Source organism: Veillonella sp. T11011-6 (assembly GCF_002959755.1).
GTDB lineage: Bacteria > Bacillota > Negativicutes > Veillonellales > Veillonellaceae > Veillonella.
The window spans coordinates 387,894-409,812 of record NZ_PPCW01000004.1 but is presented as its reverse complement, the minus strand read 5'-3'; the positions used below and the strand labels follow the sequence as shown (position 1 = coordinate 409,812).

21 protein-coding genes are annotated in these 21,919 nt (G+C 39.8%); 16 read left to right on the top strand and 5 right to left on the bottom strand.

Features of this window, described 5'->3' with window-relative positions; all coding sequences use genetic code 11:
• Positions 1 to 140 precede the first annotated feature (140 nt).
• On the bottom strand, positions 141 to 1,334 hold the full coding sequence (locus VRHSUH10_RS06525) for a MalY/PatB family protein (RefSeq protein ID WP_105089891.1): 1,194 nt from the start codon (positions 1,332 to 1,334) through the stop codon (positions 141 to 143).
• A gap of 455 nt (positions 1,335 to 1,789) precedes the next feature.
• On the opposite strand from VRHSUH10_RS06525, the gene VRHSUH10_RS06520 reads away from it, so the two are divergent.
• Both VRHSUH10_RS06520 and VRHSUH10_RS06515 read left to right on the top strand, forming a co-directional pair.
• Entirely contained in the window at positions 1,790 to 3,142 is a 1,353-nt protein-coding gene (locus VRHSUH10_RS06520) for an NAD(P)-dependent oxidoreductase (RefSeq protein WP_105089890.1), read from the top strand.
• Between the two features lie 351 nt (positions 3,143 to 3,493).
• Positions 3,494 to 3,769, top strand: a complete 276-nt coding sequence (locus VRHSUH10_RS06515; RefSeq protein WP_105089889.1) for a helix-turn-helix domain-containing protein — start codon at positions 3,494 to 3,496, stop codon at positions 3,767 to 3,769.
• On the opposite strand, the gene VRHSUH10_RS06510 is transcribed toward VRHSUH10_RS06515, so the two are convergent.
• On the bottom strand, positions 3,747 to 4,424 hold the full coding sequence (locus VRHSUH10_RS06510; RefSeq protein WP_105089888.1) for a lactate utilization protein: 678 nt from the start codon (positions 4,422 to 4,424) through the stop codon (positions 3,747 to 3,749). The two genes, VRHSUH10_RS06515 and VRHSUH10_RS06510, sit on opposite strands and share 23 nt — an antisense overlap.
• 364 nt (positions 4,425 to 4,788) lie before the next feature.
• Between VRHSUH10_RS06510 and pta the strand changes: the two genes are divergently transcribed.
• The 3 genes from pta to VRHSUH10_RS06495 all read left to right on the top strand — a co-directional run bounded on the left by pta (position 4,789) and on the right by VRHSUH10_RS06495 (position 7,363).
• Complete coding sequence (pta, locus tag VRHSUH10_RS06505; protein ID WP_105089887.1) at positions 4,789 to 5,787, top strand: phosphate acetyltransferase; 999 nt, start codon at positions 4,789 to 4,791, stop codon at positions 5,785 to 5,787.
• Positions 5,788 to 5,993: 206 nt separating this feature from the next.
• The gene (locus VRHSUH10_RS06500; RefSeq protein ID WP_105089886.1) at positions 5,994 to 6,788 is read left to right on the top strand and encodes a hypothetical protein; all 795 of its coding nucleotides are present in this window, start codon (positions 5,994 to 5,996) and stop codon (positions 6,786 to 6,788) included.
• A gap of 32 nt (positions 6,789 to 6,820) precedes the next feature.
• A complete protein-coding gene (locus tag VRHSUH10_RS06495; RefSeq protein WP_105089885.1) occupies positions 6,821 to 7,363 on the top strand; it encodes a glutathione peroxidase in 543 nt (180 codons plus the stop codon).
• 211 nt (positions 7,364 to 7,574) lie between these two features.
• On the opposite strand, the gene VRHSUH10_RS06490 is transcribed toward VRHSUH10_RS06495, so the two are convergent.
• The gene (locus VRHSUH10_RS06490) at positions 7,575 to 8,204 is read right to left on the bottom strand and encodes an NAD(P)-dependent oxidoreductase (protein ID WP_105089884.1); all 630 of its coding nucleotides are present in this window, start codon (positions 8,202 to 8,204) and stop codon (positions 7,575 to 7,577) included.
• 340 nt (positions 8,205 to 8,544) lie between these two features.
• Here VRHSUH10_RS06490 and VRHSUH10_RS06485 point away from each other — a divergent pair, with 340 nt between their 5' ends.
• The 4 genes from VRHSUH10_RS06485 (at position 8,545) to VRHSUH10_RS06470 (ending at position 12,473) form a co-directional block, all read left to right on the top strand.
• Positions 8,545 to 8,901, top strand: coding sequence for a helix-turn-helix domain-containing protein (locus VRHSUH10_RS06485; protein WP_105089883.1), 357 nt, complete (start codon positions 8,545 to 8,547; stop codon positions 8,899 to 8,901).
• Positions 8,902 to 9,070: 169 nt separating this feature from the next.
• Positions 9,071 to 9,772 (top strand): MBL fold metallo-hydrolase, encoded by a 702-nt coding sequence (locus tag VRHSUH10_RS06480; RefSeq protein WP_105089882.1) that lies wholly within the window; start codon positions 9,071 to 9,073, stop codon positions 9,770 to 9,772.
• A 155-nt stretch (positions 9,773 to 9,927) separates the two neighbouring features.
• Positions 9,928 to 11,163, top strand: coding sequence for a DUF445 family protein (locus VRHSUH10_RS06475; protein ID WP_105089881.1), 1,236 nt, complete (start codon positions 9,928 to 9,930; stop codon positions 11,161 to 11,163).
• Positions 11,160 to 12,473, top strand: coding sequence for a DUF445 domain-containing protein (locus VRHSUH10_RS06470; protein ID WP_105089880.1), 1,314 nt, complete (start codon positions 11,160 to 11,162; stop codon positions 12,471 to 12,473). Before VRHSUH10_RS06475 ends, VRHSUH10_RS06470 begins: the two co-directional genes overlap by 4 nt.
• A gap of 69 nt (positions 12,474 to 12,542) precedes the next feature.
• On the opposite strand, the gene VRHSUH10_RS06465 is transcribed toward VRHSUH10_RS06470, so the two are convergent.
• Together VRHSUH10_RS06465 and VRHSUH10_RS06460 are read right to left on the bottom strand one after the other, a co-directional pair.
• On the bottom strand, positions 12,543 to 13,958 hold the full coding sequence (locus tag VRHSUH10_RS06465) for a HAMP domain-containing sensor histidine kinase (RefSeq protein ID WP_199176269.1): 1,416 nt from the start codon (positions 13,956 to 13,958) through the stop codon (positions 12,543 to 12,545).
• Positions 13,936 to 14,610, bottom strand: coding sequence for a response regulator transcription factor (locus VRHSUH10_RS06460; RefSeq protein ID WP_005385087.1), 675 nt, complete (start codon positions 14,608 to 14,610; stop codon positions 13,936 to 13,938). The genes VRHSUH10_RS06465 and VRHSUH10_RS06460 overlap by 23 nt, the downstream gene beginning before the upstream one ends.
• An 884-nt stretch (positions 14,611 to 15,494) precedes the next feature.
• On the opposite strand from VRHSUH10_RS06460, the gene VRHSUH10_RS06455 reads away from it, so the two are divergent.
• The 7 genes from VRHSUH10_RS06455 to VRHSUH10_RS06425 all read left to right on the top strand — a co-directional run bounded on the left by VRHSUH10_RS06455 (position 15,495) and on the right by VRHSUH10_RS06425 (position 21,914).
• The gene (locus tag VRHSUH10_RS06455; protein WP_105089879.1) at positions 15,495 to 17,213 is read left to right on the top strand and encodes an FAD-binding protein; all 1,719 of its coding nucleotides are present in this window, start codon (positions 15,495 to 15,497) and stop codon (positions 17,211 to 17,213) included.
• A 1-nt stretch (position 17,214) separates the two neighbouring features.
• Complete coding sequence (locus tag VRHSUH10_RS06450; protein WP_060919145.1) at positions 17,215 to 18,177, top strand: succinate dehydrogenase/fumarate reductase iron-sulfur subunit; 963 nt, start codon at positions 17,215 to 17,217, stop codon at positions 18,175 to 18,177.
• Complete coding sequence (locus VRHSUH10_RS06445) at positions 18,177 to 19,052, top strand: CoB--CoM heterodisulfide reductase iron-sulfur subunit B family protein (RefSeq protein WP_005385098.1); 876 nt, start codon at positions 18,177 to 18,179, stop codon at positions 19,050 to 19,052. Before VRHSUH10_RS06450 ends, VRHSUH10_RS06445 begins: the two co-directional genes overlap by 1 nt.
• 367 nt (positions 19,053 to 19,419) lie before the next feature.
• Positions 19,420 to 20,166 carry a hypothetical protein gene (locus VRHSUH10_RS06440; protein WP_105089878.1) on the top strand — a complete coding sequence of 249 codons (747 nt, stop codon included), beginning with the start codon at positions 19,420 to 19,422 and terminating at the stop codon, positions 20,164 to 20,166.
• 334 nt (positions 20,167 to 20,500) lie between these two features.
• Positions 20,501 to 20,707, top strand: a complete 207-nt coding sequence (locus VRHSUH10_RS06435) for a DUF1659 domain-containing protein (RefSeq protein ID WP_009352393.1) — start codon at positions 20,501 to 20,503, stop codon at positions 20,705 to 20,707.
• Positions 20,708 to 20,943: 236 nt separating this feature from the next.
• Positions 20,944 to 21,165: a DUF2922 domain-containing protein gene (locus tag VRHSUH10_RS06430; protein WP_009352278.1), complete on the top strand. Its 222-nt coding sequence runs from the start codon at positions 20,944 to 20,946 to the stop codon at positions 21,163 to 21,165.
• Between the two features lie 161 nt (positions 21,166 to 21,326).
• Complete coding sequence (locus VRHSUH10_RS06425) at positions 21,327 to 21,914, top strand: DedA family protein (protein ID WP_105089877.1); 588 nt, start codon at positions 21,327 to 21,329, stop codon at positions 21,912 to 21,914.
• Positions 21,915 to 21,919 lie beyond the last annotated feature (5 nt).

Sequence of the window (21,919 nt, the reverse complement as noted above, 5' to 3'; positions counted from 1 at the left end):
TGTAATACTAGTAGTATGATACAGTGAAACTTTAATACAAAGAGGCTGCTCTGACGTTGAATGATGCTAGAGCAGCCTCTTTTATTTGTATGAAATGAATTCCCTAATATGATTAATGTATTTCCTGATAAGAGGACCCATTAAGGGTGTATGTGCTTGATCATATTATGGGTAGCAGTCTTAATATTTTCAAGACTCGTTGCCAAGTTAAGTCGCACAAAGGTGGCGTAATCTTCGCCTCCAAACCATTCGCCAAAGCTTGGTGCGATGCGGCATTTATTTTCAAATACGTCATGCATATCTTCAGCCTTAACATAGGCGCCAAAATCGATCCATGCTAAATAGGTGCCGTCCATAGGGCTGATGCGGATGTGTGGCAATGCCATACCAAGTTCTTGGCACAGATATTCATAGTTTTCCCGAATGACAGCTAGTACATCTGTGAGCCAAGCTTCCGCCTCTGGATGCGTGTAGGCTGCGGTGATAGCGGCCTCGGCAATGACGTCCGAGTCTGTGTGGTACACATGGGCTTTATAGGCGTTGAATTGGCTTCGTAGTTTTTCGTTAGGAATGATAACCTCTGCGTGGTGCAAGCTAGCCATATTGAATGATTTGGACAGGGAGGACATGGCAATCATGTTATCCGCATAGGCCCCTTTACTTACCGTCAAGGCTGATGTGAATTCCGTTGGGCCTGTGATAAGGTCTTGATGGATCTCGTCACTTATGATGAGTACATTGTGCCGTTGGCAAATGCTAAATAATCGGTCCATCTCCCTTTCAGTCCACACATGGCCGATAGGATTGTGTGGGTTGCAGTGAATGAACAGCTTCACATTATGTTCGGTGATAGCATTTTCAAATGCATCGTAATCTACGGTGTAGCGATTGTCTTCGGTGCGGTTCATAGGAACAGCGATAATTTGACGTTGGGCAGAGCTAGCACTCGTATCAAAAGCGCCATACACAGGACTTAGAAGGGTGATGGCGTCGTTTGGTTTTGTAAAAGCCCCAATGCACCACATAATCCCTGTAATGACATTAGGAGCACTCGTGAGCCACTCTGCTTGAAGATTACAATGGTGACGGCATTTATACCAACCTATGACGGCCTCTATATAATTGGGATTTGTCATGGTATAACCTAGAGGATTGGCTTTCACATAGCTACAAATGGCATCCTGAATGCACTGAGGCGCCATAAAGTCCATATCAGCCACCCATAGTGGTAATAAGTCAGTGCGGCTAAACTTTAAGTGCTCGCCGTCCCATTTGCGAGAATGAGAACCGCGACGATCAATATAGTATTTTTCGGTAAAGTCTACTGTGTTCATAGTGAACCTCTTATATTCTGCTAGATTCATAATTGTGTAATTATATAATTATATATCTCAGTTTGGTGGGACCAACATCTATGAGTGTATGTTAATGCGGTACAAATCAATTGTTCTATCTATTATCAGTATACATGCATAGATATATATGTAAATATACACTTAAGAATTGCTGTTACCGTATCATTCGTTTCTATGCAATCCTTGCATGAATAAGGGCTATATTTGTATACAAATGGTGCTATATTTGCTTGACTGTTGGGACTTTCACAATTTAGAATATACTATAGAATAGTGTGTGTCTGACCAGTGACCACACGTCTATCGAATGGTTACAAAAGATAAATCTTAGCAGCATGTGGCGACATCCCTATGTGAGAGGGCTCATCGGATTGTTCAGGTACATGCAACGCTGTATAAGTATAGTACTGGATCCTTGTTAGGAGGCATGTGCCATGAGTAACGAATTAAAACCACTACATTTTGATGCGGATTATACAATGGAGGAAGCGCTCGCTGAGGCGAAACGTTGTCTAAATTGTCCAAAACCATTGTGCCGTATGGGTTGCCCTATTGAAAACGAAATTCCACGTTTTATCCAAGCTATCGCGCATGGTAATTTTGGTTTAGCCAATGATATCTTGGCAGAACGTACAAACTTGCCATCCATTTGTGGCCGCGTATGTCCACGCGAAAACCAATGTGAAGGTAACTGTATCATGAACAAGGCGAAAAAACCGCCTATCAATATCGGTAAACTGGAACGCTTTGCTGCTGATTTTGAAAGCATCAATGAACTTCGCAAACCTAAGAAGATCAAACAAGATCTTGGTAAGGTTGCCGTTGTTGGTTCTGGCCCTGCAGGCTTGTCCGTAGCTGGTGATATCGCTAAACTTGGTTATGAAGTAACTGTATTTGAAGGTCAATCTGAACCAGGTGGCGTACTTTTATTCGGTATTCCAGAATTCCGTTTGTCTAAATCCGTTGTACGTCGTGAAATCGCTCGTCTTGAAGGTTTAGGCGTTAAATTCGTATGTAATACATTTATCGGTCAAGATAAAACATTGGATGAACTCTTCGCTGAAGGTTTTGACTCTATCTTTATCGGTACTGGTACACATATTCCTCAAGAAGTACGCATGGAAAACGATGAAGTGCATGGTGTATTCCAAGCGATGTACTTGTTGACGAATGTACAATTAGTGGAAAATGGCGAGCTTGATGCAGAGCAAATCCCTGTTAAAAAAGGTGACCGTGTTATCATCATCGGCGGTGGTAACGTAGCGATGGATGCGGCTCGTACATGCGTACGTTTAGGCTGTGAATCCGTTACTGTAGCGTACCGTCGTAGCCAAGAACAAATGCCAGCATTATTGTCTGAATACGAAGAGGCTCGTGCTGAAGGCGTCCAATTCCAATGGTTCGCTTCTCCAGTAGGCGTAGAAGGTAAAGACAAGGTAGAAGGCTTCAAATATGAAGTGATGGCTCTTAACGAAGATGGTGCAGGCATCCACGGTACTGGTAAGTTCCAAGTTATGCCTGTAGATAAAATTATCATCGCTGCTGGTCATAAACCAAATGCTCGTCTTATCGGCGAAGGTAATAACCTAAAAGTAGACGAAAAAGGCTACATCATTACATCTGAAGATCCATATGGCATGACTAACCGTGACGGCGTCTTCGCTGGTGGTGACGTTGTACATAAACCGGCTACTGTAGTATTGGCGATGCGCGAAGCTAAAAAAGCTGTTGATGGCATGGTTAAATACATGGAAATCAAAAAAGCTCAAGAAAGTGCTAACCAATAATCCTATAGCGGATAATGATATAAGCTAGTAACATTACTATTCAAGTGTATTCATAATGAATGGATAATGTATAAAAACTATACAAATCTAGATATTATCTATGCTGATTGGTGTAATATAGTACATGTTTAGTACTAATTATCTCTATATATACAAAAATTACACGAATTGTTGAAAACATACAGAACATAATATGTATAGAAAAAAGCCTTACTAGAACTAATTGATATATTAGTTTTTAGTAAGGCTTTTGTGTTATTACTTTTCAACTGCTACTAGTCAGTCAACCTACGATATGGGTATAGTAAAGGCATAACCATGTGTTGAGTGTGAAAGTAGATAGAGGTTGCTATGAATCCTATTCTATGTTGTCGTGATATACAGGTTCGACAAGAGGTTCACAAACTAGGCGTATTAATTTTACTATGGCGTAGACAATTGGGCATGACGCAGTATCAGTTGGCAGATAAGTCAGGTCTAGCCCAATCTTATATTAGTGATCTTGAAAGTGGTGCCATCGACCCACGATGGTCTACTATTTATAGAGTTGTATCTGGATTAGGGCAGATGAGCGTACAAGACTTTCTAAATGGGCCACAAACCATTAGAACCCTAAGGATTCATTGATGATAATAATCTCCATGGTTTGCATATTGCGCATCTTTTTGTAGTAAATTGTTAAAGCATTACAAATGCGATCCGGAGAACCACAGTCATAACATTTTTCTTCTAATTTTGCACAAGGATTGAGGGAGCTTTTCTTGTTCTTTTTACTATTCAATGGAGCTGCTACATTGCGCGCTCGATAAATAGCGGACGCTAAATCAGGGGTGATCTTGTTGATACCTAGCACGAAGAATACTTCTTGAGAACCAAATAAAGAAGCTGCCACACGATTGCCTGTGCCGTCGATATTGACCATCTCCCCTGTTTGAGATAAGGCGTTTACAGATGTGAGAAATACATCGCGCCCCATGGTGCGTAATGCAGTGTCCCGGAAGCTTTCACCAGGGAGAGGTCGTTGGATATCTGTTATATTATCGTTGACCTCGGATAAAGCATCATGTACATTGAGCTCTAATAAGGTGCGGGAATCGCCGATAGCCACTCGTTTGTTCTGAATGCGAGACTGTAAATAATCAACAGCTTCTGCACCTGTTTCAAAATAATGAACTACGAAATTATTGCGCTCTAAAGCCTTAATTGTTCTCTTTATATCGATGGGAGCATCATTGATTTGGGGATTGATAACTGCGTTGATTGTCGTTTCTGTATTGGCCATGAGTCCTCCGATATTATGTAAATAAGTGAGGTAAATCTTATTAATTATATTCTATTATTATTGTATCGTTTTATGTGAAGATGGTTCAACATATTGAATGATTAGCTTTGTTATATTAATTTGGTAAAAGTTGGAATGAAATCCAAATTTACTATAAAAATTTGTGAAAGTTAGAACGAAATCCAAATTAATGATGAAAAAAGCGAAAAGTTGGAATAGATTCCAACTTTCACCATTATCAAAATGATAGTATAAAAATTAGAATAATAGGCTTAGAAAATAAATTGTACTTTTACCTATAGGTTGAATTTGCTATAATAATAGTATTGATATGGCATAAGCCAATGTTAAGGAGGCAAAAATCGTGGATTTAATTCAAAAATTAAAAGACCAAGTAAAACCATTAGGTAAAAAAATCGTGTTGCCAGAATACAAAGATGAACGCGTATTGAAAGCAACTGAAATCATTTTGAAAGAAGGTTTCGTAACACCTGTACTCGTTGGTAACCCTGCAGAAATCGCTGAAGCTGCTAAAGCTGTTGGCGTATCCATCGAAGGTGCTGAAATCATCGATCCAGCTAACTACGATCGTTACCAAGAAATGGTTGATACATTCGTAGAATTGCGCGCTAAAAAAGGTATGACTCCTGAAAAAGCTGACGCAACTATGAAAGGTGACTGCTTATTCTTCGGCGCTATGCTCGTTCGCCTTGGCGCAGTAGATGGTATGGTTGCTGGTTCCGGTTGCCCAACTGCAAACGTATTGCGCGCAGCATTACAAGTTGTTGGTACAAAACCAGGTCTTAAAACTGTATCTTCTTCCATGTTCATGTTCACAAGCAAAAAAGAATATGGCGACGACGGTATGCTCGTATTCTCCGACTGCGGCGTATTGCCTAACCCAACTAGCGAACAATTGGCTGATATCGCAGAATCCACTGTAGAAAAAGCTCGCAAAGTTGTTGGCATGACTGACCCTCGCGTATCCATGTTGTCCTTCTCCACTAAAGGTTCCGCTTCCACTCCAGAAGTAGACAAAGTAGTAGAAGCTGTTAACATCTTGAAAGAACGCAATGTTGACTTCAAATTCGACGGCGAATTGCAATTGGACGCTTCCATCGTTCCTTCCGTAGCAGAAAAGAAAGCTCCTGGCTCCAACGTAGCTGGTAAAGCTAACATCTTGATCTTCCCTGATCTTCAAGCTGCTAACATCGGTTACAAATTGGTACAACGCTTCTCCGGTGCTGATGCTCTTGGTCCATTGATTCAAGGCTTGGCTAAACCAGTTCATGACCTTTCTCGTGGTTGCTCCGCTCAAGACGTTGTAGACGTTGCAGCTATCGCTGCTGTTGAAAGCATCTAATTTCAACTACAACTTCATTTGAAACATTTCAATGAAATAGAAAAAGCTGATTCTTCGGGATCAGCTTTTTTGTTTGTATAAATCTATATAGAAGGTGTATGATTAGGTTAAATAAAGTTGATTAATGTGCTTAATCAATGTATTACGTAAATGCACTTGATACATACAAGTATCATTGTGTTTGGAGTCGTGAAAAGGAGAGGGCTATGATTTCTGTATTCGACGCAAATCCTGTTGTTTTTGAAGATACTGATCGTACATTGACGGTTAGTTATAATGGTGTACTTTGCAAAGATGCAAATGGTCAGGTGATAACTGACATTGATTTTGATGACGTAAATGAGCTATATCTTACAAGATATCTAAATTCAAATTCTAACTATACGATTATGTTTAGAGACCATAATTGGAAAAATATTGAAGGTCAAGATTTAGATACTGACCGTAAAGGGTCTAATGCTGGTCACAACATTCGTGAAACAAAAGCAATCATTGCGGCCTTTGCTCGCCATAAATTGACAGCGGACTTCCCTGCAAACCTAGATACCCTTCAATTACCATTGGATTATTCTATTATGGGTAAACGAGAAATTACCATTAAAAATGGTGTTATCTCAAATGGTAAGGTAGATATTCCTATTAATGAAATCCGTCGCGTAGTATGTGCCTCTAATGGTACAATTAGCAAATTATTAGTCTATAAGGAAGAAAAACCTAGTTCATTCCTTAAAAAAATCTTTGATTCTCCTGATATGAAAATCACGTTGAATGCTATTACGTTGCCATTATTGGAAGCCATTGTAACGCGCAATACAGGTCATGGCATTGACTTCAGTCGTGGTAATGGCTTTGATCAAAAAGATTCCAACTACATCATCATTCGCTATCTTGACTCTGGATTCTTCCTTGAGAAAGACGGTACAGCACCTACAGAGTGGCAAAAAACTGCGGCTGAGACTACAGCTAAATTTAATTACGATGTAAAAACATTATTAATATAATATTAGTTTTATTGTGAAAGTTAGGAGTTACTATGTCTGTATATCAATTTTCTCTGCCTAATAAGTCTGGTGAATTGCAATCGCTACAAAATTTTGAAGGCAAAGTTCTTATTGTTGTTAATACGGCAAGTAAGTGTGGATTTACTCACCAATATGAGGGGTTAGAGGCTCTTTATAAGAAATACAACGAACAAGGTTTAGAAATTATTGCGGTCCCTTCCAACCAGTTTGGCGAGGAAGAGCCTGGTTCTAATACCGAAATTCAATCCTTTTGCAAGGTAAATTATGGGGTTACTTTTACTGTGATGGGTAAATCTGATGTGCGTGATGAAAGTGCCTTGGATTTATTCAAATATATGATTAAAGAGCAACCATTTAAAGGGTTCCCACCTAGTGATAAGACAGAAATGCTTACAGACTATCTCAATGGCATTGATCCTAACTATTTAAAGGACGATGAGGTAAAGTGGAACTTTACTAAGTTTGTTATAGATCGTAAAGGTAATGTGGTAGGGCGCTTTGAGCCTGTTGTAAAACCGATGGAAATGGAATCTTTTATTGAAACATTATTATGATTTTGGCAGACGACTAAATTTTAGGGAATAAGTGACATTGATTTATAATATCTCTTGCTTCTTAAAAGAGTTCGTTTAGTAGTGTCCTTAGTATGGTAAAGAAAAGAACCGCTAGTTTTGTAACTAGCGGTTCTTTTGCGTATACAGTAATGGAAGATGTTTATGTGCCTAGAAAACTAAATTTTCTAGGATATGTTTTGTATCTGTGTAGTTAGTTTTGCACCGCTGTAAAGCGTTGACGACCAAATTTGTGGTTGTTGATTTCGTCTACTAGAATTTGTGCGAATGTATCATAAGAGATATAAGGCTTGCCTTCTCTGTTTACGATAACATTTTCATTACCTAATATATAGTCATTAGATTCTGGACCTTCTGCATCTAAGATTGGTGGTGGGGTAAACATTGTCCAGTCTACATTGCTAAATTTACGCAAGATATCGTCAGATTTACCATGGGTTTTGGAACGAACTAGAAATTCTGGAGGAAACTCTGGTGTATCATTTAGTTGAACTGTGTGATCTTCGTCTACATAGAGGCTACCTGCACCACCTATAGCGATGAGGCGTGTATTTGTGTTAGCTAATGCTTTCACGAGCAATAATGTCAAATCTGCTGGTAAATGATACATATCTGGTGTGAAAGCACTTGTAGCGTTTACTACTACATCAAATTGACTTAGTTCTTGTTTTGTTAATTGCAATGCGTCTTTTACGATAGTTGGAATACCTTTAATCGCACCTTCACGGCGAACAACGCCTGTTACTTGATGACCCGCTTTAAGGGCTTTTTCTACAATACGACGACCTGCTTTACCATTTGCACCGATCACTAAAATGTTCATGTTGATTCTCCTTTTTATGTAAAGTGCCAAACAATTAATTCTAAGCTTGATGGCCTATGGCCTAGGCAAAGTTGTTTAGAACTAATCATTTGCTACTACTCTAACATATGATTAGTGAATATATGTTCATCTGATGACATCATTATATAGAGGTGCATCTATTTTGAACAGTAGAATCATTTGTGATAGGTACTATCAAAAATGATAGAATTGTGATGATTACTAAATAAAAAAAAATTCAAAAAGTTTTGTACCCTAAAAAAAGATACCATAAAATGCTTGAAATAGTAAAAATATGTGATAACATTTGAATTATATTAGAGCGAAAAGGAGAATCACCATGGCAGAGCAACTCGTAAATGTTCATGATTTAGTGGGCCGCTGTCCCTATGCAACGAGCCAAAAGTTATTAGCCGGCAAATGGTCTTTATTGATCATGCACGAATTATCTGAAGGTCCTGTGCGCTTCCGTGAGTTAGAGCGCCGCTTATACCCAATTACACAAGCAACACTTACTAGAGCGTTACGCCAATTAGAAGATGATGGCCTTGTACACCGTGAAGTATACGGCACCATTCCACCAAAGGTTGAATATAGCCTTACGGAAGTCGGAGCTGGATTCAAAACTGTTCTTGCATCTCTTGAAATATGGGGGAACCAATATATTGATTATATGAAAGCCGCTGGCCGCATGTAAGAAGCGGCAGCGGCATTTCTGCCCTATTACGATTAAACATATGTGTTTTATAGAGCTCTTTGTACGAAGTATAAAAGGTCTTTTGTTTATGCCATGTATTAAGAAAAATATGGTATAATAAACAATACGAATGATATAAATTCTCAATAAATGAGAGGTATTGATAATAATGATAAATGTTACTTTTTTAGCGCATAGCGGCTTTCTTGTAGACGACGGTAAGCGTTGCTATGTGTTTGATTATTATAAAGATCCTAACAATATTGTTTGGCAATTAGCAAAGCGTGGTCGTGAGCTTTGGTTCTTTGTAAGCCATGTTCATGCGGATCATTTTAATCCATCCATTACAGAGTTTGATGGTCCTCAAACACGCTACATTTGCCATCAAGATGTGCCCTTAGAAGGCAAGGTAAAGAAATGCATTACCATGCGTCCAGGTCATGATGCTACATTAGATGATGTAGGCATTCATATGTATGGTAGTACCGATGAAGGCGGTTCTTTCTACGTAAAGACAAATACTGCTAACATCGATTCTGATTCTATCTTCCACGCCGGTGACCTCAATTGGTGGCATTGGCTTGGTGACACGCCAGAGAATAATGCTGATGCAAAGCGCATGGCGTGGCGTGAATTCAAAGAATTGGATGGTTTATCTGTCGATGTAGCGATGTTCCCTGTAGATAATCGTTTGGAAGATGCTATGGAGTGGGGCGCCATTGAGTTTTTGCGCCGTGTAGAGGTGAAAAAAGCTTTTATTCCGATGCATCTAAATGGACCACTATGGACACCATCTGTGTATTTTAAAGCTCTCTTTGGCGATGTCCCTGTATGGGAACCTCAAAAAGAAGGCGATGAATGCACATTTTAACTGAAGTGTTAATCGGATGCTCTAGCAGATGATTGATACACATATTAAATATACTTTCACAAGTTGTTGTAGTACGTGAAAGTTCGTGGCCTCTATGGTCACTACGTTATATGGGGAGAGTCTGTATACGTAATTTAGTAAGTTAGGATCAAGTGATGATGAAAACTAAACCAGTGGCAACCACCCTATTGGTTGTCATGGCGATTATATTTTTAATTTCATATCCACAACGGCAAGATATGTTTTGGGCATTTATCATGCATGTATCTGGGGCCGCTATGATCGGTGGCTTGGCGGATTGGTATGCGGTGACGGCGCTCTTTACAAAACCGTTGGGGATACCTTTTAAGACTGCTATCTTACCACGCAGTAAGGAACGTCTTATACAAATGGGGCGCACCATGCTCAGTGAAGAACTATTGCGCGTGCCTCAAATGTACTATGCCATCAAAAAAGAACGGGTTATGGTCCGCATTATTGAATATGGCATGAGTGATGTAGGACAAGACCAAATGCGTGATATTTTGTATGGCGTAGGCAATCAGGTCTTGTCTCATATGGACATTGAACCTATGCGTCAGGAAATCAATAAAGCCATATACAAAGGCGTGACAAACTGGAAGGCGACACCGCTCGTTATCTTGTTTGGCCGCTGTATGTTAGAACGCCATACGGCGAGCATTTTCTGGCTATATTTTAACCGTACTTGTCAGCGCGTCATAGCATCGAATCAGGTATATCCGTACTTGTACCGCGTAATGTTAGACATTATGAAAACCTATACGAAGGATTCCTTCTTCCGTGAATTGGCTATTGCCTTTGGTGGTGATGGGCTTTCACCAGAACGATTGGTAGAAACGGTACAGAAAAAGGCTGTTCAATTCCTTAAGGATAATGAGTCCATCGACTCTGATTTAGGCCGTTACATATGGGGCCAAGCCATTCGCTTCTTCAATAATTTGGAAACGAATGCAGAGTGGCAAGCTTTCATCGAAGAGCATAAAGATCAATGGATTAAGATGGTTCTCGAAGAATGGGAAGGCAAGCTCATCGACGGTGATACTGTGGACTGGAAACGTCTCATGGACATCGTTATCGGCCGCTTTAACGTGCTCGGTACAGAGATTTTGCTGAACCCAGACAAGCAAGCACCGTTTGAACGATTTTTCTTGTTACGCAGCATTCCGTGGTTACAAAAATTAAACCCTCTCATCGATAAGGTGGTAGGGCAAGAGTTATCTCGATATTCCCCTGATGAAATCACCCAAATTGTACGAGGCAAGATGTACTATGACCTTCAAATGGTTCGTATCAATGGATCCCTCGTAGGGGCTGTTTTAGGCGGTATATTCTACGGTTTATACCTTTTGGTAGAGGGGGTGCTCAAATGATTCAGTATTTGAAATCCCTCACCTTACGGCAGCGTGCTAATGGCATTCTTGGTTTGACTGCTGTATTGTACTGTTTTGTATTCATAGGTCAATTTTTCTATGGTCGTGAAAGTTGGTATCAGCCTCTTTATTGGGCTGTGCAGTCCGCACTTATCGGCAGTGTGGCAGACTGGTTTGCCGTAACTGCTTTATTCCGTAAGCCACTAGGTTTCCCGTATCATACAGCATTAATTCCTCGTAATAAGGATCGCCTTATCAACGGTGTTATCAAGCTCGTTGAGACAAAGATGCTCACGAAGGAACGGTGTAAAGTGTTATTGAGCAATGTTCAATTTGTACCATTGTTTGAGAAATTCTTGCTATCTCCAGAAGGGCAACGGGCAGCGCGCCTTGTAATCCATCAAGGGTTACATCTCTTATGGAAGTCTCAAACGAACGAGGAATGGGCACAATGGGGGGCAAAACGCATTCGTGGATTGCTTCAAAAACATTCTCTTGTACCGGTTTTGAAACACGTATTGCTCGACTTATGTGAACATAATCGCTATGAAGGCATGGTTGTACAGGTATTGAACGTAATTCAAGAACGTATTAACCATCCAGCTATGGTTACATGGCTTACAGCGGTTGTTGCAGAAGAGGCGCATAAGAAAAAGAGAAAGGGCTTCTGGTCTGATTTCCTCATCTCCATGTCTGAAGCTACGGATGTGGTGAACTACAAAGAAATAGCGCAAGCTATTGTTCAAGAGGCTTATGCTATGCTTGAAAATTGGAAGCGACCAAATAGTCCTGAACGGACTGCATGGCTTCGCCAATGGGTAGACCCAATTCGCCATATAGAAGAAAACCGCGAGGTTTGTGACGCTCTTGATGAAGCGTGGGAACGCTGGATTCGCGAACAAGATTGGGAATCTGTCATTGAGAACCATTTATGCCCGTATGTAGAGGAACTATTACTTGTAGGGGATGAAAATGGAGAAACACCAGCACAAGTCCTCGTAAATATTGCCCTTGAATTGTGGGCTGTATACGGTCAATCCGAAGATTTGAGAAATCGTATAGAAGATACATTACACAATATTGGTATATATGTGCTTGAACAGGGCTATGACCTTATTGAAACCATCATACGCCAAGTTTTGGGCGGCCTTAGCACAGAGAAGTTCATCTACTTCATCGAATCTAAGGTAGAGGATGACCTCAGCTGGATCCGTATCAATGGTGCCATTGTTGGTGCTATTGCAGGGCTCGTTGTATGGACCTTCCTCGAATATGTGTATATGCCACTATGGCAACAATTCATAGGCTAAACAATTAAATGCTAAATAATTAAGCGCTTCATAATAAAAGGGACTGACCCGTTGGTCAGTCCCTTTAGTTTATTCTTCTGTTCTGTTGTACGGCAATCGTACTGTAAATGTAGTTCTTACTTGTGGCTCGCTTGCGGCTGTTACTGTGCCATGGTGCAAGTTAATTACCTTATTTACAAAGTATAAGCCAAGTCCAATACCGTGATTTGATTTCTTGTTTCGAGATTGCTCTGTTTGGTACATGCGATCCCAAATATGCTCAAGGTTTTCTGGCTCGATACCGATGCCGTTATCTGTTACTGTAATAATGAGTTCACCGCCGGCAAGCTTGGCTGAAATGTCGATGGTGGAATTCGTAAACTTGATAGCATTGTCCACCAAGTTTGTAATGGCACGACGTAAGGATACCTCATGGGCAACGATACTCATATGCGGTTGAATATTGGATGTGATAGAAATCTTTTTTTCTGTATTCTCTGCAACGAGTCGTGTATAGTCATGAACCATATTGGTTAACATCAATGATACATCTACAGGTGCTAAGTTGAGTTCATGCGCATTCTCTAGACGTGCTACATCGAGCAATTGACTTACGAGGTTAGTCATAAACTTGGCTTGTTCTAAGATATGTGTTAAGCCTTCTCGCAAATCGTCCTCTGTACGGCCGTATTTTAAAGCGAATTCACTTTCTGCTTTGATAACAGCAATTGGTGTACGCAACTCATGAGATACGTCAGAACTAAACTGTTTCTCCCGATTAGAGGAGTCTTCCAGACCTGAAATCATGCGGTTGAATGTGGTGGTAAGCTCATATATTTCATCGCGCGCAGTACGAGCAGGAATATCAATACGGCGGCTCAAGTCATTGTTCTTACCGATAACCTTAGCTGTTTTCGTTAAGGTTCGGACCGGCTTGAGGCCTTTTTTGATGAATAGATAACCACCTAGTGATGAAATCAACAAGAAGATAACATCACCTAATAATAAACTATATAATAGGTTTTCTGTCTTTTTAGAGGCTGTTTTTACCTTTGTAACAGCACGCAAAATACCACGATAGTTTGGTTCGTTAACCGGCGTATCGTAGTAATAGAATGTGTCGTCACCAACAGCAATTTCTCCAACCTGTCCTAGGGAAAGGACTGTTTGGTTTGGGAAGCCGTCTGGTAAGGCGCCTTTAATAATATAGCCGTCTTGGGTGGAAACAAAGAAGAATGTATTATCTTGGTACGGTTTAAATTTGCGAATATCCGTAGCCATAATCATTGCTTGCTGCTGCAAGCGCTCACGTACTTCTTTATTATCGGACTCGTGCGTATATGCATAAATCCATGCAGAGGCAACCATCAAAATGATGAGCAAAAAGATGGTATACCAAGACATAATTTTAAAAGTGAGGGGCAGCCGATTAAATAAATCGGTAGCTGCCCCAGACATGGTGTCTAGATCTCGGTGAGGATCATTAGTTTTCTGTTTTGAGGACATACCCTACTCCACGAACTGTTTGAATGAGTTTTACATTCTCGTCAGTATCGATCTTTTTACGTAAATCTTTGATGTATACATCGATAAGATTAGAGTAGCTTTCATAGTCGTATTCCCAAACATGGTCAAGGATTTGTTGACGGGATAATACGATGTTTTCGTTACTTGCTAAATAGAATAAGAGGTCGAATTCTTTAGCAGTCAATGTGATTGTTTCACCATCGCGTTTAACGGTACGTTGTGGCACATTGATTGTAAGCGGACCTACGTGGATATCATTTTGTGCATGGCGCGCATTACGACGAGCCAATGCATAAATACGAGCTGTTAATTCTTCAAGATCGAAAGGTTTTACAAGGTAATCGTCAGCGCCTGTGTTGAGGCCTGTAACTTTATCTTGTAAGGAATCTTTTGCAGTTAAAAGCAATACAGGTGTTGTATTGCCGTCGTTACGCATTTGTGCAAGAGCGCTAATGCCGTCAAGAACTGGCATCATAATATCCATAACGATAACGTCATAGCTGGATGTATTTACATAATCAATAGCTTGTTGACCATTGAAGCATGTGTCAACTGTCATATTCTCTGCACGCAAATATTTGGCCGTAATGCCATTCAGCATTTCTTCGTCTTCTACAAGTAAAATTTTCATTCTCTGTTCTCCTTATGTATGAGTTAAAAATATAGCTCTCCAACTACATTAATATAGTCATTATATATATATGCTTTCATGTTGGTGAAAGCCACAACACCATATAGAGTTGACTATATATATAATATTATATAACTTATTTATCTATTATCATACCTTATACAACAGGAATGAGCAAAAGATGAATGTATATGCGAGTTTATAAGCCTGTTCTTCATGTTTTGAGAGCTTAAAAACGAAAAAACTTGAAACTTAATGAATTCTGCTAATGAATGAAGATGAACTATATCGAAGATTGCCGTATGCGCATAGATGAACAGGATTTTGCCAATTTTAGCGAGTGTGAAAGAAATCACTAAAAAAACTTATGATAATAATTATCAGAGAGTTAAATACCAATAATAGCCGTAGAAATTTGATGATTTTCGATGATTAAAATCTAGGTAGTTTTAGTAGGAATTTAACGGATATTAATTATTATGAACAGTTTGGTAATCTTATAAAGTCAGTATTAATAAGACTTGTTAAGGGTCTAACGGAAATAAAAATATACAAAAATTTCGGAACCGAATTACTTTCGTAATATCCTTAACTTCCTGTATGAAATATTCATAAATCTATTTTAAATGTTCATAAGTAAACAAGAAAAATACTAAGTGAAATAAATTATCAGTTAGATTAATCGAAATTAATTATGCATAATAGGGTTTAGACATCATACAAAATGCTCTCTATAATTATATGTAAAGCTATAAGAAAAGTCGCATAAGTATGGGGCTTTTCTTGAAAGAAAAATGATTAGGTTATCAAAAATTTTTATAAGTTTTTGAAATGAGATAGTCTAACAAGTTTTCTTATTAATAGGTAGTTATGAGGAGGTCATTATGGAACAGTTTGATGTTCTAGTAGTAGGTAGCGGTGGCGCTGGTCAACGCGCGGCTCTTGAAGTTGGTCGTCGCAAAGGCTTAAATGTAGCTCTTATTACTAAAATTTTCCCAACTCGCTCTGCAACAGCAATGGCGCAAGGCGGTGTAAATGCATGTTTGAACAACGTTGCAGCTGAAGACACAATCGAAACACATACTTTCGACACAGTAAAAGGTTCTGACTATCTTGGCGACCAAGATGCGATCGAATTCTTCTGCTCTCGTTGTCCAGAAGGCGTACTTGAAATGGACCACATGGGTGCTCCATTCTCCCGTACTCAAGAAAACAAAATTGCGCAACGTAACTTCGGTGGTCAATCCTATCCACGTACTTGCTACTCTGCGGATAAAACTGGTCACGTTATTTTGCACACAACTTACGAACAATGCTTGAAAGAAGGCGTACACTTCTTACAAGAATGGTACCTTTTAGATCTTGTTAAATCTGCAGAAGGTCACGTTGGTGGCGCTGTAGTTTGGAACATGAAAGAAGGTCGTGTAGAACAAATTAAAGCAAAAGCTATTATCTTGTCTACTGGTGGTGCAGGCCGTATCTTCTGGACTCGTACTACTAACCCATTCCTTTCCACAGGCGATGGTATGGCAGCAGCGTTCCGCGCTGGTAATGCATTGAAAGATATGGAAATGATCCAATTCCATCCAACTGGTCTTGGTCGTACTGGTATCTTGATGTCCGAAGCGGTTCGTGGTGAAGGTGGTTACCTTCTTAACGCTGAAGGCGAACGTTTCATGAAAAAATATGCGCCTAACAAAATGGAATTAGCATCCCGTGACGTTGTAGCGAAAGCAATCGAAGATGAAATCGCTGCAGGTCGTGGTTTCGGTTCTGGTCTTAACGCATACGTAGTAGCTGACCTTCGTCACTTAGGACCTGAAGTTATCATCGAAAAACTTCATGGTATCCGTGACTTGGCTATGTGCTTCGAACATTGCGATCCATTGACTCAACCAGTACCTATTCGTCCTACATGTCACTATACAATGGGCGGTATCGACGTAGTAGATTACAAAACTTGTGCATGTGAATTGCCTGGTTTGTTCTCCTCCGGCGAAGCTTCTTGTATCTCCATCCACGGTGCTAACCGTTTAGGTGGTAACTCCTTGGCAGACGGCGTAGTATTCGGTAAAGTATCCGGTGCTGGTGCAGCTGACTATGCTGAAACACATGAACAAGTTAACGTAGATGCAGAATTAGCTGCAGCTGCTAAACACTGGGAAGAAAAATTCACTGAAGTAACGACTCGTGAAGGTGGCCGTCCAGTAGTTGAAATCCGCGATGCATTGGCTGATGCAATGTGGAACAAAGTAGGTATCTTCCGTAATGAAGAAGGTATTACTGAAGCATTAAAAGAAATCGACCAATTGATGGAAGATTACAAAACTTGTTATGTAGGTGACCCTGAACGTACTTACAACATGGCATTCGTAAACTATTGTGAAATCGGTTCCATGTTAACAGTAGCTAAAGCTATTGCTATGGGCGCTTTACACCGTCGTGAATCCCGTGGTGCTCATATCCGTGAAGACCATCCAAAACGTAATGATGAAAGATACTTAAAACACTCTTTGATCAAATTGGGTGCTAACGGCGAGTACGAATTGACTGAACGCGACGTAGTGTTCACTAAATACGAACCACAAGAAAGGAAGTACTAAGATGAGACAAATCACCTACCATATTCACCGTTACCAACAAGGTCGCGCGTTTGTACAGACTTTCAAATTCGACTATGAAGCTGACCGTACAATTCTTTGGGGCCTTCAAAAAATTAAAGATACTCAAGATCCAACTTTAACATTCTTGGCAGCTTGCCGTTCCGCAGTTTGCGGCGCTTGCTCCATTCGCGTAAATGGCGAAGCAATGCTTGGTTGCGAAGCTAAAATCGACGAATTAACAGAACGTTATGGTACTGATGAATTGACAATTGCACCTATCGGCAACTTCCGCGTTATCCGTGACTTAGTTGTTGACTGGGAAGCAAAAGTTGATCGTTTGAAAACAGTTGCTCCTTGGATCTTCCTTAAAGCAGAATTCAACGAAGGTGACAAAATCGTTCGCCAAACTCCAGCTGACTTCAAAAAATTCGTTGCTGGTACAGAATGTATCCTTTGTGGTTGCTGCGCATCTGAATGTAACAAATTGACTGCACGTCAAGATGACTTCTTAGAACCATATGTATTCACAAAAGCTAACCGTTTCGTATTGGATAGCCGTGATGATGCACCTATGGCTCACATTCAACCTGCATTCGACAACGGTCTTTGGAAATGTGTTCACTGCATGAACTGTATCTCCCGTTGTCCTAAACACTTAAAACCTGCTCAAGATATTTCCAACTTGCGTAAAGAAGCTACAAAAGCTGGTCTTACTAACAGCAAAGGCGTTCGCCATGCAGTTGCTTTCAAAGAGGACCTTTACAAAACTGGTCGCTTGAAAGAAGTTTCTATGAGCTTGAAATCTGATGGTGTTGTAGATTCCGCTAAACAAGCATTCTATGCTTTACGTTTGTGGAAACACAGCAAAATCAATCCATTCGAACTTGTAGTACCTCAAAAACCTGTAAATGGTATTGATGGTGTTCGCAGACTTATGAAAGCAGCTGAGGAGGTAAGCAAATAATGAAATACGCATTTTTCCCAGGTTGCGTTCTTGAAAGCGCTGCCAAAGAAGACTACTTAGCAACAGTTGCTGTAGCTAAAAAATTAGGCATCGAGTTGGAAGAACTTGACGGTTGGACTTGCTGCGGCGCGTCCCACGTTCAAGACATCGCTCCAGAAATTACACTTGCTACAAATGCTCGTAACATTGCATTGGCAGAAGAAAAAGGTTTGAACCTTTTAACTGTATGTAACACTTGTACTTTGATGCTTCGTGAAGCTAAAAACGAGCTTGATAACAACGAAAAAGAAAAGAACGAAGTTAACAAAAAATTAGCTCAAATCGGTAAACAATACCGCGGTACAACTGATATTACTCATTTCTTATGGGTATTGATCCGCGATTACGGTTTGGATAAATTGAAAGCTAAAGTTGTTAAACCTTTAACTGGTTTACGTGTAGCTGAATACTATGGTTGCCATATTCTTCGTCCTCAAACTGAATTGGGCTTCGAAGATTATCAAATGCCTACATCCTTAGCAGATTTGATCTCTGCTATCGGTGCTACACCAATCGACTTCTCCCGTAAACTTGATTGCTGCGGTTTCCATGCTGTATACCCTGCACATGATTCCGTAATGCAAATGACTGGCTCCATCAACAAAGATGCAGCTACAGAAGGCGCAGATTGCGTAGTAACTCCTTGCCCACTTTGCCAAATGCAACTTGATATGTTCCAAAAAGAAGCAAAAGAAGTTGTTGGCGGTGGCAAAGATATGCCAATCTTGCACATGTCCCAATTAGTGGGTCTTGCTCTTGGCATCTCCCCTGAAGAAATGGGCATGCCTAAACGTCACTTAACTGATACTGCAGCAGTGACTAAATTCGTTGGTTAATTCGTTTGATTTAGACATGACCTCAGTTGGTCCTCGTACTGTCTTAAATCTAAACCTATTATCATAATTACCAGAAGAACCCCCTAGCTTTGGCTAGGGGGTTTTTCTTTTGATATCAGGTCATAATTGTAGTATAATAAATACATTAATTGTATACACTTATATGAGTAACAGCTAATGTGTTGTTACTTTTAATTAATTATAGAGATATATAATCTATTTGAATAAGAATGGATATGAACAAATATGAGGCATGTGTAATGAGTGCACTTACTTAGCCTAGATGGAGAGTTTTGTATTCAATAATTTAGATTCTGTATAAATGGGAGTATTAGTGTTGTAGAGTGTTATACAAGGGGAGGCCGTAATGAATGATATGTTATTAGAATATATCGATCGCATGATTGATCAAGAGAAAGACCATCGTGTTTTTCCTGTAGAGTTTAACGATAAAACCTATTATGTAAAGCAAGATATCAGTAATCGCCGCTCCAGTTGGATTAAACCATCTCCTAGAGCTGCCTTTGATTATGAGTTCTATAAAATATCCTTTATAAATACACAGCTACCTGTAGCGCCTGTAATTGCTGGTTTTAGAGAGCATTATTTCGTTACAGAAGGGTCTGGTAAAACATTAACCTATTATAGTGAATTGCCGGCGCAACATCCTGATGATGATAGTTTACAAGATATGGTGACTCATATCTTCTATAGTTTTGGTAAAACATTGGGACAACTTCATGACTATGGTTTATCTCATGGGCGCCCTGCCATGAGAGATATTACCTATGATCCTGATACAGATAAGATTACTTTGTTAGATTGGGAAAATGGCCGTCGTTGGCCTGAATTAACAGCGCAAGGTTGGGATTTGCTGATCTTCGTTCACAGCTACTTGCGTGAAGATAATTTGCCGATTTCTTACCTATATGCCATGATGAATGGTTATAGCTCTGCTCGTACGGCTCGAGATACTGTATTACATGTGAAAGATGTTTTACGTAAACACGAATATCTCTTTAAATTCTGTCGCATGTTAAATCCGTTACACTTTGTGGATACAGAAGCAGCTGTTAAAGCCTATGACTTCATGTTAGCCTTGAAAACCGAATAGTGTTGAACTTAAGCGTTTTAACATACCAGTACTATTGCTAATGGTGCTTTATAGTGTTTATAGACCTTTACGGTTCCTAGTTATATATCTAGGAATAGTAAAGGTCTTTTTGTATTTATTTAACCTTATTGCTTTAATACTGCTATAAGGTTAATGAAATATATGTAGTTAGTTTTGAATCTATATAGCTGCTATAAGAAGTATGTAGTTACCGCCATAAGTACAGAGTTAGAGCCGTAGTTCCCAGACTTTCACAATGATTACCGTAATTATTCTAGAGGGGGTTGTCGAGAGGGAACCTCAGGAATATAAGAGGGTGAAAGGAGGTGATACGATGGCTAACATTAAACGCACAAAATTGGTATTGCGCTTTAACATCGGCACCGAAGATGCGCCGAAGTACAAAGACGTAACCTATACTCGTGTTGCAGAAGAAGCGTCCGACGATAATGTGAAAACCGTTGGTAATGCGCTGGCAGCCTTGTATGACCACAGCTTGTCCGACGTGGTCCGCGTCAATGAAGTATCCTTAGGACATTAATCAAGATGATTAAATTACTTTTGTAGGTGATCCAAACACATCCTTATTGCTGATTTTATATACCTATAAATAGTCGTAACAAGGTATAGAAATCGCAAGTCCACACATTCCCATCCTTATTGATATGAATCGTAGATAGACATATTTGATCTTAGAGGAACTATATAATTCCAACGATTGCCTCGTTCTATCTAGATTTGAGAACTTGTTTATGAAACGTGAAAGGAGGCGCCCACATGGCGGAAAAACGCGTTGTATATCTTACATTTTCTACGGTCGGTGGTAAAAGCACATCAGTCACAATTAGTGCTCCTCGTGCTGGAATTACTTTACAAGATGCTAAAACAGCGGCTAACGCGCTAGTAGCTAACAAAGTAATCCTTGGTTCTGGTGATGCAGAACTAGCTGCATTTACTACGGCTCGTGAAGTAACAACTCAAACTACTGAATTGCAATAATCGTATACAGTTAAATAGTAAAAAGGCTTTCACCTGTGGTGAGGGCCTTTTTATTATGGTAAAATATAAGGTATACCGAATAGGTATGATAACAATGAAAATGCTATGTGCAAAATTTTGTACATGTGGAACCCATATGGGAATTTAAAAGGGGTAAAACAGTGGAATATATTATTTCGTTCATGGAAACGTATGGCTATGCAGCCATGTTTATTGCAATGGTTCTGGAAAATGCTAACATTCCTATTCCTAGTGAAATCGTTCTTGGCTTTGCAGGGTATCTGATCGCTCAAGGTATATTTGATTTGCATACGACTATGGTTGTAGGTATTTTAGCAGGGATTGTGGGCTCTATTTTATCCTACTGGATGGGTGAGTACGGCGGACGTCCGCTCCTTTTGAAATACGGTAAATACATATTCTTTAATGAACATAAATTTGAGCTAGCTGAAAAGATGTTTAATAAATATGGTGGTGCTGCGGTATTCTTTGGCCGTTTGTTGCCAGGTGTTCGTACATTCATTTCTTTCCCAGCTGGTATGGCTCGCTATCCTATGTGGCATTTTGTCATTTGGACTGTACTAGGTACGATTCCTTGGACAATCCTTCTCGTTTACTTAGGCAAAGTGCTTGGGGAAAACTGGAAGGATCTAATCCAATACAATCATGAGTTCCTAGTTGTTATGATTGTTGTATTCGTTGTTATAGCTGCTGTGTTGGGCTTTAAATACTATCGCAATCGCCGATAAGGAGG